General features: G+C 68.5%; 11 protein-coding genes and 1 riboswitch. Of the genes, 5 read left to right on the top strand and 6 right to left on the bottom strand.

Annotated features, from left to right (window positions below; all coding sequences use genetic code 11):
* The first annotated feature begins 156 nt into the window (after positions 1 to 156).
* From AOK17_RS39585 to AOK17_RS51030, 3 genes are read left to right on the top strand one after another with little or no spacing between them, the layout of a single operon-like run.
* Positions 157 to 1,047, top strand: a complete 891-nt coding sequence (locus AOK17_RS39585; RefSeq protein ID WP_425424674.1) for a hypothetical protein — start codon at positions 157 to 159, stop codon at positions 1,045 to 1,047.
* 59 nt (positions 1,048 to 1,106) lie between these two features.
* Positions 1,107 to 1,778: a Uma2 family endonuclease gene (locus AOK17_RS39580; protein WP_245697658.1), complete on the top strand. Its 672-nt coding sequence runs from the start codon at positions 1,107 to 1,109 to the stop codon at positions 1,776 to 1,778.
* Between the two features lie 33 nt (positions 1,779 to 1,811).
* Positions 1,812 to 2,039, top strand: a complete 228-nt coding sequence (locus AOK17_RS51030) for a hypothetical protein (RefSeq protein ID WP_157881492.1) — start codon at positions 1,812 to 1,814, stop codon at positions 2,037 to 2,039.
* Positions 2,040 to 2,123: 84 nt separating this feature from the next.
* On the opposite strand, the gene AOK17_RS39575 is transcribed toward AOK17_RS51030, so the two are convergent.
* The 5 genes from AOK17_RS39575 to thrC all read right to left on the bottom strand — a co-directional run bounded on the left by AOK17_RS39575 (position 2,124) and on the right by thrC (position 7,791).
* On the bottom strand, positions 2,124 to 3,248 hold the full coding sequence (locus AOK17_RS39575; RefSeq protein ID WP_055617459.1) for an NADH:flavin oxidoreductase: 1,125 nt from the start codon (positions 3,246 to 3,248) through the stop codon (positions 2,124 to 2,126).
* 253 nt (positions 3,249 to 3,501) lie between these two features.
* Positions 3,502 to 5,130, bottom strand: coding sequence for a chaperonin GroEL (gene groL, locus AOK17_RS39570; RefSeq protein ID WP_055617458.1), 1,629 nt, complete (start codon positions 5,128 to 5,130; stop codon positions 3,502 to 3,504).
* Between the two features lie 335 nt (positions 5,131 to 5,465).
* A complete protein-coding gene (locus AOK17_RS39565) occupies positions 5,466 to 5,672 on the bottom strand; it encodes a cold-shock protein (RefSeq protein ID WP_007493268.1) in 207 nt (68 codons plus the stop codon).
* Between the two features lie 455 nt (positions 5,673 to 6,127).
* Complete coding sequence (locus tag AOK17_RS39560; RefSeq protein ID WP_055617457.1) at positions 6,128 to 6,403, bottom strand: MoaD/ThiS family protein; 276 nt, start codon at positions 6,401 to 6,403, stop codon at positions 6,128 to 6,130.
* A gap of 83 nt (positions 6,404 to 6,486) precedes the next feature.
* Complete coding sequence (thrC, locus tag AOK17_RS39555) at positions 6,487 to 7,791, bottom strand: threonine synthase (protein WP_055617456.1); 1,305 nt, start codon at positions 7,789 to 7,791, stop codon at positions 6,487 to 6,489.
* Between the two features lie 17 nt (positions 7,792 to 7,808).
* Positions 7,809 to 7,966, bottom strand: a riboswitch (SAM riboswitch).
* A 214-nt stretch (positions 7,967 to 8,180) separates the two neighbouring features.
* On the opposite strand from thrC, the gene AOK17_RS39550 reads away from it, so the two are divergent.
* Entirely contained in the window at positions 8,181 to 9,128 is a 948-nt protein-coding gene (locus tag AOK17_RS39550; RefSeq protein ID WP_055617455.1) for a glucosyl-3-phosphoglycerate synthase, read from the top strand.
* A 189-nt stretch (positions 9,129 to 9,317) separates the two neighbouring features.
* Complete coding sequence (locus AOK17_RS39545; RefSeq protein WP_055617454.1) at positions 9,318 to 10,727, top strand: alpha,alpha-trehalose-phosphate synthase (UDP-forming); 1,410 nt, start codon at positions 9,318 to 9,320, stop codon at positions 10,725 to 10,727.
* Positions 10,728 to 10,870: 143 nt separating this feature from the next.
* On the opposite strand, the gene otsB is transcribed toward AOK17_RS39545, so the two are convergent.
* Complete coding sequence (gene otsB, locus AOK17_RS39540) at positions 10,871 to 11,725, bottom strand: trehalose-phosphatase (RefSeq protein WP_055617453.1); 855 nt, start codon at positions 11,723 to 11,725, stop codon at positions 10,871 to 10,873.
* Between the last annotated feature and the right edge of the window lie 50 nt (positions 11,726 to 11,775).

Here is an 11,775-nt window from a genome sequence, read left to right as displayed (position 1 = left end):
CTTCAACCCACCCACCCTCCCTGCGAGTTGACTCGACGCAACCGGTTTGCCACGGACAGTCACAAGGGTCTAGCGTGCCCGGATAACGAACAGCCCCCGCCAGGTGGTGGAACACCTGCGGGGGCTTGACCACAAGATCGAAAGAGACTCGATCCCATGGCTGACGCCAAGCCTAGCCCTGCCTTCCTTCCCGCGCACGCACTCCCACACCCCATGGCCAATCCGGGTTACGGAAAACGCGCCGCACCGGACCAACACCCCCGAACGGCACAGGACTTCGCCCACCTCCCACCCCGCGAAGCGGCCGTCGCCGCGTACATCGACCGGCTTCCCGGCGGCGCCGACATCTCCGTAAAGACGCTGGCCAAGACGCTCCCGTACGGCCAGTGCGCACTCCGGACGGCCCTCAACAACCTTCAGCGGGCAGGCCACTTGCGCCGGGGCCGCGAACACCTGGCCGACTCGGGCAGCCCCCGCTGGATCACCCGAACGTGGTTCTCGCGGACGGCGCGGGACGACGACTGGTGGGCGGCGTTCACGAGGGGCGACGTACCGAAGGAGGCACCGGAGCCCCCTGACAGGCAAGTCGGCCCCACCCGCTCGCGCGCGTACATCCTGCTCGCGGCGCTCGGCCGTACGACCCCGTCCCTGTCCCTCTCCGCCAGGGCGTGCGAGGACCTCGCTCCGCTCCTCACCGAGTGGTTCGCGAGGGGCGCGACCGACGAGTACGTACTCCAGACCCTGACCGCGGGCCTCCCCGTCCCGGTCCACAGCCCGACAGCCCTCATCCGCACCCGCCTCACGACGAAGCTCCCACCGGAACCGGAGCCGACTCCGCCGCGACGCCCACCCCTGCGCGTACTGGAGTGCGCGAAGTGCGGCACACCGGGCCGCCCCGAGGCCCTGCCGGGCGGCACCTGCGGCCCGTGCTGGGGCGAGGTGGTGCCACCCGGGCCGTCCGTCCCCCTGACATCCACCGCAGTCCATGCCCACGCCGCCGCAGCCCGCGCGGCGATGGTCGACCGACGAGAAAGGCCACGCCTATGACCGCTCCAACAGTACGAAGGCACACAGCCGGGGCACGATGGAAGGGAGGAGGCACCACCATGACCCCTGGCACCGCTGAACGCCCGCAGATGCCCATCGAGGACTTCGAGGAACTGGCCGACGCAGCCCCGGAGAACGTGCGGCTCGAATTCGTCGACGGGCGACTCCGCACGAAGGACCCTCTCAGCGTCGAGGACTTCGAGGAACTGGAGCACCGGGCGCCGGAAACCGTCCGGCTTGAGTACGTCAATGGAAAACTAGAGGTCAAGGCCATGCCGGACGGCAACCACCGCGAGATCTTCATGTGGCTGCTGCGCGAATGCATGCAACAACGCCCGGACCTGAATCTCGTACCCGAGTCCGGCGTCAAAGCCGAGGCGTACCGCAAGGGCCGCGCCCGAACGGATGGGTCTCTCGCCCCGGTGGACCACTTCAAAGGGCACGGCGAATGGTCGGACCCCGACGGCACCCTCATGACAGTGGAGATCACCTCCCACGACCGGGATACCAACCGCCGAGATCGTATCGACAAACCCGTCGGCTACGGTGCGGCCGACATCCCCGTCTACCTCCTCATCGACCGCGACAACAACACCGTCACCGTGTTCAGCGAGCCGAAGGAGGGCCGCTACCAGCAGGCCTCCTCCTACCCGTGGGGAGCCACCGTGGAGATCCCCGAGCCCGTCGGCATCACGTTGAAAACCGAGAAACTCAAGGACTACGCGGACTGACGGCCCACGCGCACCGACAAAGGAACAGCCGAAGTGAGCCGACCGCACTCTCCCACCGGTGAGCACGGCAAGTCCGCTGCCGCACTCATCCCAACAAGCGAACCGGAAGAGCCTCAGCGGTTGCAGGACAAGGCGGACATCGCCGAAGCGCAGGCCCGTGAGGCGAGTCCGGCCGGGGCGGCAATGTCGCACGCGGAGTTCATGGCCCAGTTGGAGGAAGAGGACCGCCGGGATACCGCCACATCGGCAGTTGGCGGATGACCCACCCGCGTGACGCCAGAGGGCGGCGCCCCCGCAAGAAGGGGTGCCGCCCTCGCCGTACAACAGCCATCCGTGTTGGTCGGCTCAGCTGAGTGAGCCGAGCGCCGCCGCGTCGTACGCCCCCAGCTCGTCGAAGCGGCCGTCGAGGACCTTCGCCGCCCACTGCGGGTCCTGGAGGAGGGCGCGGCCCACGGCCACCATGTCGAACTCGTCGCTCTCCAGGCGGTCCAGCAGGTCGTCGATGCCCCTGGCCGGGGCGCCCTCGCCCTGGAAACCCTTGAGGAAGTCGCCGTCGAGGCCGACCGAGCCGACGGTGATGACCGGCTTGCCCGTGAGCTTCTTCGTCCAGCCGGCCAGGTTCAGGTCCGAGCCGTCGAACTCCGGGCGCCAGTAGCGGCGGGTGGAGGCGTGGAAGGCGTCCACACCGGCCGCGGCGAGCGGGGCCAGCAGCGCCTCCAGCTCCTCCGGCGTCTCGGCGAGGCGAGCTTCGTACGCCTGCTGCTTCCACTGCGAGAAGCGGAAGATGATCGGGAAGGTCGGCGAGACGGCGGCCCGCACCGCGGCCACGATCTCCGCGGCGAACTGCGTCCGGGCGACGAGGTCGCCGCCGTACGCGTCGGTGCGGCGGTTGGTGCCGGCCCACAGGAACTGGTCGATCAGGTAACCGTGCGCGCCGTGCAGCTCGACCCCGTCGAAGCCGATGCGCTCGGCGGCGGCAGCGGCCTCGGCGAAGGCCTGGATGACATCGTCCAGGTCCTGCTGGGTCATGGCCCTGCCGGTGACCTCGGCGCCTTCGGTGTGGATACCGGAAGGGCTGACGGACGGGGCGTCCGCGAACGGCGGCTCACCGGCCCGGCGCACGCTCCCGATGTGCCAGAGCTGCGGCACGATCTTCCCGCCCGCCGCGTGCACGGCCTCGGCGACCTTCGCCCACCCGGCCAGCTGCTCCTCCCCGTGGAAGCGGGGGATGTCGTCGCTCTGCCCGGCCGACTCATGGCCCACGTACGTGCCCTCGGTGACGATGAGACCGACCCCGGCGGCGGCACGGCGCGCGTAGTACGACGCCACGTCCTCCCCCGGAACACCGCCCGGCGAGAACTGCCGGGTCATCGGCGCCATCGCGATCCGGTTCGGAACGGTCAGGCCGTTGAGGGCGACGGGCCGGGAAAGGATCTCGGCCGCGCGGGAGGCGGAGGGGGCGACAGTCACGTAGGGGCTCCTCGTGGGGATGGAGTGGTCAGTCGGTCGGGGGATCCATGCGTACGTATGCGCATCCCACTCGGTATGTGCATACGCATGAACGCCCCCGCGAACAACCACCCCGACCCTCAGCACATTCCGCCACCGCATCGCATACCCCTGTGACCCCGGACACGCCCGAGGGCGGCACCCCTGGAATGGGGTGCCGCCCTCGTTCGTGTACTGCGATGAACTATCGAGCCATGGCCGTTCGGCCCTGGGCTCAGAAGTCCATGTCACCGCCCGGCATGCCGCCACCGGCGCCGGCGCCGGCGCCGGCCTTCTCCGGCTTGTCGGCGATGACGGCCTCGGTGGTGAGGAACAGCGCGGCGATGGACGCGGCGTTCTGCAGAGCAGAGCGCGTGACCTTCGCCGGGTCGATGATGCCTTCGGCGATCATGTCGACGTACTCACCGGTCGCGGCGTTGAGGCCGTGGCCGACGGGAAGGTTGCGCACCTTCTCGACGATGACGCCACCCTCAAGGCCACCGTTGACGGCGATCTGCTTGAGCGGGGCCTCCAGGGCGAGCTTCACGGCGTTGGCGCCGGTCGCCTCGTCACCCTCCAGGTCCAGCTTCTCGAAGACCGAGGAGGCCTGGAGCAGGGCCACGCCACCACCGGCGACGATGCCCTCCTCGACGGCCGCCTTCGCGTTGCGAACGGCGTCCTCGATGCGGTGCTTGCGCTCCTTGAGCTCGACCTCGGTGGCGGCACCGGCCTTGATGACGGCCACGCCGCCGGCCAGCTTCGCCAGGCGCTCCTGGAGCTTCTCGCGGTCGTAGTCCGAGTCCGAGTTCTCGATCTCGGCACGGATCTGGTTGACGCGACCGGCAACCTGGTCCGCCGAACCCGAGCCGTCCACGATCGTCGTCTCGTCCTTGGTGATGACGATCTTGCGAGCGCGGCCGAGCAGCTCCAGGCCGGTGTTCTCCAGCTTGAGGCCGACCTCCTCGGAGATGACCTCGCCGCCCGTGAGGATGGCGATGTCGTTCAGCATCGCCTTGCGGCGGTCACCGAAGCCCGGGGCCTTGACGGCGACGGACTTGAAGGTGCCACGGATCTTGTTGACGACCAGGGTCGACAGGGCCTCGCCCTCGACGTCCTCGGCGATGATCAGCAGCGGCTTGCCCGACTGCATGACCTTCTCCAGGAGCGGGAGCAGGTCCTTGACGTTGGCGATCTTCGAGTTCGCGATCAGGATGTAGGGGTCGTCGAGGACGGCCTCCATACGCTCCATGTCGGTGGCGAAGTACGCCGAGATGTAGCCCTTGTCGAAGCGCATGCCCTCGGTGAGCTCGAGCTCCAGACCGAAGGTCTGGGACTCCTCGACCGTGATGACGCCTTCCTTGCCGACCTTGTCCATCGCCTCGGCGATGAGCTCGCCGATCTGGGTGTCGGCGGCGGAGATGGAGGCCGTGGAAGCGATCTGCTCCTTGGTCTCGACATCCTTGGCCTGCTCAAGGAGGGCACCGGAGACGGCCTCGACGGCCTTCTCGATACCGCGCTTGAGAGCCATCGGGTTGGCGCCGGCGGCGACGTTGCGAAGGCCCTCGCGGACCAGCGCCTGCGCCAGAACGGTCGCGGTGGTCGTACCGTCACCGGCGACGTCGTCCGTCTTCTTGGCGACTTCCTTGACCAGCTCAGCGCCGATCTTCTCGTACGGGTCCTCGAGCTCGATCTCCTTGGCGATGGAAACACCATCGTTGGTGATCGTGGGGGCGCCCCACTTCTTCTCGAGGACGACGTTGCGACCCTTGGGACCAAGGGTGACCTTGACGGCGTCGGCGAGCTGGTTCATCCCGCGCTCGAGACCGCGCCGTGCCTCCTCGTCGAACGCGATGATCTTGGCCATGTGAAGTGGTCCTCCCGGACTGGGGTGGAATCTCCAGGACCGCGCCCGCGCCCGCGACGGACGGCCTGCCGACCTCGTGGTTCCTTGCCCCACCTGGCCAGCGGGCCTCACCGACCCGGTCCTCGTTATCACTCTCACCTTCAGAGTGCTAACGCCAATGATTAGCACTCGACCCATGCGAGTGCAAGCGGCTCAGGATGATCCGCAGGTGGGAGCAGGTGGGAAGAGAGCGCACGGACGGCGCGTACGGGGTGCGGACGTGCCGAAGGGCCCGCACCCCGTGGGGTACGAGCCCTTCGGAAGAAGAACGTCGCTGCAGTAAGTCGGCGCGTGCTTCAGCCGGTCGCCAGTCGGACCATGTCCGCCTGCGGCCCCTTCTGGCCTTGCGAGATCTCAAAATCGACCCGCTGACCCTCTTCCAGGGTGCGGTAGCCGTCCATCTGAATCGCGCTGTAGTGGACGAAAACATCCGCACCACCGTCGACCGCGATGAAGCCGTACCCCTTCTCCGCGTTGAACCATTTGACGGTGCCCTGAGCCATGCCTAACTCCCCTATTACTGGCCCTTGCACAGACCCGCACTTCGCGGATCCGGGTCAGACCTCACCCCCCAACGGTTGGGGGTGTGCGCCGGAACGCGTCGACCGCGGCTGAATGTATCCGTCCAACTGCCGTCTGCAACAGGTCAATCCGACGAGAATTCCGGGCACGACCGATCGGGAATATGTGAAGAATTCACGAAGATTCAGGGCAAGTCGGGCCCCATGAATGCCATAAAAGGCTCAAAAAGGCGGGGCACTTTGGCTACTTCTTGTCGGGCTTCGGGCGGGATCTCAATGCGCCCGGCGTGCGGATCGAAGCAGGTTCCCCAACTGTACCGCGCTCAACCATACAGAATTGCCCCTTCCGCTTCTCTCACGGAGGGGGCAATTCGATGAACTCTCAGTGACGCCAGTTACCGAAGGTAATGATGAGCCCTCGGCACGGCGTCCGACGGTCAGCCGCCGGCGACGGCGGGAATGATCGACACCCCGGCCCCGTCCGGCGTCGCCGTCTCCAGCCCCTGCTCGAAGCGGACGTCGTCGTCGTTCACGTACACGTTGACGAACCGGCGCAGCTGCCCCTGGTCGTCCAGGACCCGGGCGGCGATCCCGGTGTGGTTCTTCTCCAGATCGGCGATGACCGCACCGAGAGTCCCACCCTCGGCGGAAACCTCGGCCTGGCCGCCCGTGTAGGTACGCAGAATGGTGGGGATACGAACGTTGACGCTCATGGGGTTGGACCTCCGGTCGGGTGCGAAGCGCCCGTCAGGGGCGCGGGGAACTGCGCGGTCTTCGGCTTTTGGGGGCGCGGCGATTAACCGAGCCCAGCCTCGCGGAAGGAATCCAGGTTCGGCCGGATCGTCGCGGTCAGCCCCGTGTCGGAGGCAACAGCGTCCAGGGTCTTCAGACCATCACCGGTGTTGAGCACAACCGTGGTCAGACTCGGATCCAGCAGACCATTCTCGATCAGCTTCTTCGCCACCCCCACCGTCACACCACCGGCGGTCTCCGCGAAAATCCCCTCGGTCCGCGCCAGCAGCTTGATCGCGTCGACCACCTGCTCGTCGTTCACGTCCTCCACGGCCCCACCCGTACGCCGGGCGATATCGAGAACGTAAGGACCGTCCGCCGGGTTACCGATCGCCAGCGACTTCGCGATCGTGTTCGGCTTCTGCGGCCGTACGACGTCGTGCCCCGCCTTGTACGCCACGGACACCGGCGAACAGCCCTCGGCCTGCGCACCGAAGATCTTGTACGGCTTGTCCTCGACGAGCCCGAGCTTGATCAGCTCCTGCAGCCCCTTGTCGATCTTCGTGAGCTGCGAGCCGGAGGCGATGGGCACGACGAGCTGGTCGGGCAGCTGCCAGCCGAGCTGCTCGCAGATCTCGTACGCCAGGGTCTTGGAGCCCTCCGCGTAGTACGGCCGCAGGTTGACGTTGACGAAGCCCCAGCCCTCGCCGGCCGGGTCGCCGATCAGCTCGGAGCAGAAGCGGTTCACGTCGTCGTAGTTGCCCTCGATGCCGACGAGCTCGCCGCCGTAGACCGCGGCCATGACGACCTTGCCCTGCTCCAGGTCGTGCGGGATGAACACACAGGACCGGAAGCCGGCACGCGCGGCGGCGGCGCCCACCGCACCGGCGAGGTTGCCGGTGGAGGAGCAGGAGAGAGTGGTGAAGTTGAACGCGCGGGCCGCTTCGATGGCCTGGGCGACGACACGGTCCTTGAAGGAGTGCGTCGGGTTCCCGGAGTCGTCCTTCACGAAGAGCTTGCCGGCGTCGACACCCAGCTCGCGCGCGAGGTTGTCGGCCTGGACGAGCTTGGTCCAGCCGGGGTTGATGTTCGGCTTGTCGGCCACGTCCGCGGGGACGGGCAGCAGCGGCGCGTACCGCCAGATGTTCGCGGGGCCCGCCTCGATCCGCTTGCGGAGCTCTTCGGCGTCATAGGCCGAGAAGTCGTACGCGATCTCCAGCGGGCCGAAACACTCCTCGCAGGCGAAGACCGGACCGAGCGGGACGCGGTGGCCGCATTCGCGGCAGGAAAGCGCGGCGGCCGGGCCGAGGTCGACGGAGTTCGCGGCGGGGGTGGAGTTCGTGGTGCTTGCAACTGTCTGCGCAGCCATGGAGGCGAGGCCCTTTCTCCTCATCTTCCTCACGACGCACTTCGCCGTGAGACGGATTTGGCACCTTCCCTAGCCGGGAGCCTCGCTGCGCTGATCGACGATGATCAGGACGAGACCGGCTGGAGGGTTGCCGGGGCTTCAACGGGCCGTATCCCTCTGCCCCTCTGGATGAGCGGTATTCAGTTGTGGTTCTGGTTCCGGATCTGCTTCCGGTTTTGGTTGTGCACGCAACGACCCCCGACATGCGATGGTCATCAGCGTTGTTCAAGACTGTAACCGAAGGCCTGGATGGTGGAGAGAGCCGTCCGAACCGCGAGATGACAGTGACGCACCCGACAGTGCCTCGCGGCGGGCACACGCATCCCAATGAACGCAAGGGAGAGCCGCACGTGCTGGAAGACGTCGAGCGCTGGCTGAGCACGCGCTCCTGGTCCGTCGAGGACCGCCCGCTCAAGAAACTCATCGCCGCGAAGCGTGCCACCGGCTCCACGGTGAGTGTCGTACTGCCCGCGCTCAACGAGGAGGAGACCGTCGGCGAGATCGTCGCGATCATCCGCCGTGAGCTGATGACCAGGAAGGTGCCGCTCGTCGACGAGATCGTGGTGATCGACTCGGGTTCGACGGACCGCACTTCCGAGGTCGCCGCCGACGCGGGCGCCCGCGTCGTGCACCGGGACGAGATCCTGCCCCGGCTGCCTGCCGTCCCCGGCAAGGGCGAGGTGCTGTGGCGCTCGCTCCTCGTCACCAGCGGGGACATCGTCGCCTTCGTCGACGCGGACCTGAAGGAGTTCTCGGCGGACTTCGTCTCCGGGATCGTCGGCCCGCTGCTCACCGACCCGGGCGTCGACCTCGTCAAGGCGATGTACGACCGTCCGCTGGGCTCCGCCGCAGGTCAGGGGGGTCGGGTTACCGAACTCATGGCCCGCCCGCTCCTCAACATGCACTGGCCGCAGCTGGCCGGCTTCGTCCAGCCGCTGGGCGGGGAGTACGCGGCCCGCCGCTCCCTCCTCGAACAGCTCCCGTTCCCCGTCGGATACGGCGTCGAGCTGGGCATGCTGGTCGACGCGCTGCACCTGGTGGGCCTGGACGCCCTGGCCCAGGTCGACGTCGGCGTCCGCAAACACCGCCACCAGGACGGCCAGGCCCTGGGCCGCATGTCCGCCGCGATCTACCGCACGGCCCAGCTCCGCCTGGCCCGCGGCCACATGATCCGCCCCTCCCTCACCCAGTTCGAACGCGGCGAGCACGGCTTCGAGCCGCGCACGTACTCGGTGGACATGGAGGAGAGGCCGCCGATGGCGGAGATCGAGGAGTACGTGGAACGGAAGGCGGCGTAGCGCTTTGCGGGGTGCGGCGTTGTTGTCTGCGGCGCCGTGAGGGCTGGTCCCGCCCGTCCCCGCGGCCCTGAAAGACCAAAAGACTGCGCAGTTCCCCGCGCCCCTTGAAGGGGCGCAGCCAACCGACAACCTCGCCCCCCGCCGAGGGGGAACGTTTGAGCGTTTACGGCGGGGGCTAGATTTCGAGGCATGGTCTCAACCCGCGGCACCCACAACATCCTGGTCGCCTCCAACCGCGGCCCGGTCTCGTACACGCTGGACGAGACCGGGACGCTCACCGCCAAGCGCGGCGGAGGCGGCCTCGTCTCCGGGCTCTCCGCGATCGGCCCGGACGCGGGCGCCCTGTGGGTGTGCTCGGCCCTCGGCGACGGCGACCGCGAGGCCGTACGACGCGGGGTGGGCGAAGACGGCGTACGGATGCTGGACATCGACGCCGACACCCACGCCGCCGCGTACAACGACATCGCCAACTCCGTGCTGTGGTTCGTCAACCACCTGCTCTACCAGACACCGCTTGAGCCGGTCTTCGACAAGGAGTTCCGGCGCCAGTGGGCGGCCTACGAGACGTACAACCACGCCTTCGCCGAGGCGCTGGCCGAGGAGGCGGCGGAGGGCGCCGCGGTCCTCGTACAGGACTACCACCTGGTCCTCGTCCCGCGGATGCTCCGCGAACTCCGCCCCGACCTGCGGATCGGGCACTTCTCGCACACGCCGTGGGCCCCGCCGGACTACTTCCGGCTGCTGCCGGACGACATCGCGGCGAAGGTGCTCGGCGGGATCCTCGGCGCGGACCGGGCCGCGTTCCTCACCCAGCGGTGGGCGGACGCGTTCACGGACTGCTGTCACGCCGTCCTGGGTCCCGGGATCCCCTCCGGTACGCGGATCGGAGTGCACGGACTCGGGGCGGACGCGGACTTCCTGCGCGAGCGCTCACACCGGCCCGACGTGGACGAGCGGCTGGCGGTACTGCGCGAGCAGATCGGCACGGCTCCGGACGGCAGCGCCCGCAAGGCGATCGTGCGGGTCGACCGGACCGAGCTGTCCAAGAACATCGTGCGCGGGCTGCTGGCGTTCCGGGAGCTGCTGGAGGAGCGGCCGGAGTGGCGCGAGCGGGCGGTGCACGTGGCGTTCGCGTACCCGTCGCGGCAGGACCTGGCGGTCTACCGCGACTACACGGCCGAGGTGCAGCGGGTCGCGGACGAGATCAACTCCCAGTACGGGACGCCCGGTTGGACCCCGGTCCTGCTGAACCTCAAGGACGACTTCGCCCGTTCCCTGGCCTCCTACCGGCTGGCGGACGTGGCCCTCGTCAACCCCATCCGGGACGGCATGAACCTCGTCGCCAAGGAGGTGCCGGTCGTGTCGGACGACGGCTGCGTGCTGGTGCTTTCGCGGGAGGCGGGGGCGTACGAGGAGTTGGGCGAGGATGCGATCGTGGTGAACCCGTACGACGTTTCGGGCACGGCCCGGGCGTTGCACGAGGCGTTGACGATGCCGGTGGGGGAACGGGCCGAGCGGACGAAGCGGTTGGCTGTGGCTGCGACGGCCTTGCCTCCGGCGCAGTGGTTTCTGGATCAGCTGAACGCGCTGGAGGCGTAGCAGCTGCCGCAAGTCGTTTGAACCGTGCGGGTCCGCTGCCGCTGGTGGCGCAGTTCCCCGCGCCCCTAAAAGCCAAGAGATTGCGCAGTTCCCCGCGCCCCTAAAAGCCAAAAGATTGCGCAGTTCCCCGCGCCCCTAAATGCTTACGGAGCCAGCTTCGTCGCCAGTGCTGCCAGTAGGCGTACGACCCCCTCCGGGCCGTCCACCACCAGGTCTGCTCGGTCGGAGAGTTCCGTCACCTCGTTGCTGCCGCTGCAGACGAGGAGGCCGGGGGTGCCGTCGGAGCGGAGTTTCTCCACGGCGGCGAAGGCGGGGAGGTCGCCGAGGTCGTCGCCGCAGTACATGACCGACTCCGCGCCGATGTCGCGTACGTACTCGCCGAGGGCGACGCCCTTGTCCATGCCGGGCGGGCGCAGTTCCAGCACCATTCTTCCCGGTTCGACGATCAGGCCGTGGCGGGTGGCGAGTTCGGCGAGGGGTTCGCGGAGGGCTTCGAAGGCGGCCTGGGGGTCCTGGGCGCGGCGGGTGTGCACCGCGACCGCCCTGCCCTTCTCCTCGATCCACGTGCCCTGCCAGGCGCCGATGGAGTCGAGGAAGCCGGGGAGTTCGGCGCGGGCCTCGGCGACGCCGGGGTGGGGCGCGGGGGCCTGGACCGTGCCGGTGACGGCGTCCCAGCGTTCCGCCCCGTAGTGGCCGAGCACGACGAGGTGCTCCAGGCCGGGGACTCCGGCGAAGCCGCCGTGGCGTACGGCCACGCTGGCCGGTCGTCCGGTGACGACGGCGACGGAGGCGACCATCGGGGCGATTGCCGCCAGGGCGGGTACGGCGTCCGGGTGGGCGCGGGCCTGTTCGGGGTCCGGGACGATCGGGGCGAGGGTGCCGTCGAAGTCGAAGGCGAGGACTGCGCTGGTGGGCCGCGCGATGATGGCTTCGAGGCCGTCTCGGCCCGCCGGGGTCACGGGGGTCGGCATCGACGATGACACGGGGTGACTGGCCATGCTCCGACCCTATCCGCGCCCGCGAAGTCTTTCGCCCCCGCCGCCCCTAC

Source organism: Streptomyces phaeochromogenes (assembly GCF_001418655.1).
Lineage (GTDB): Bacteria > Actinomycetota > Actinomycetes > Streptomycetales > Streptomycetaceae > Streptomyces > Streptomyces phaeochromogenes.
This window is presented reverse-complemented; position numbering and strand designations above follow the sequence as displayed.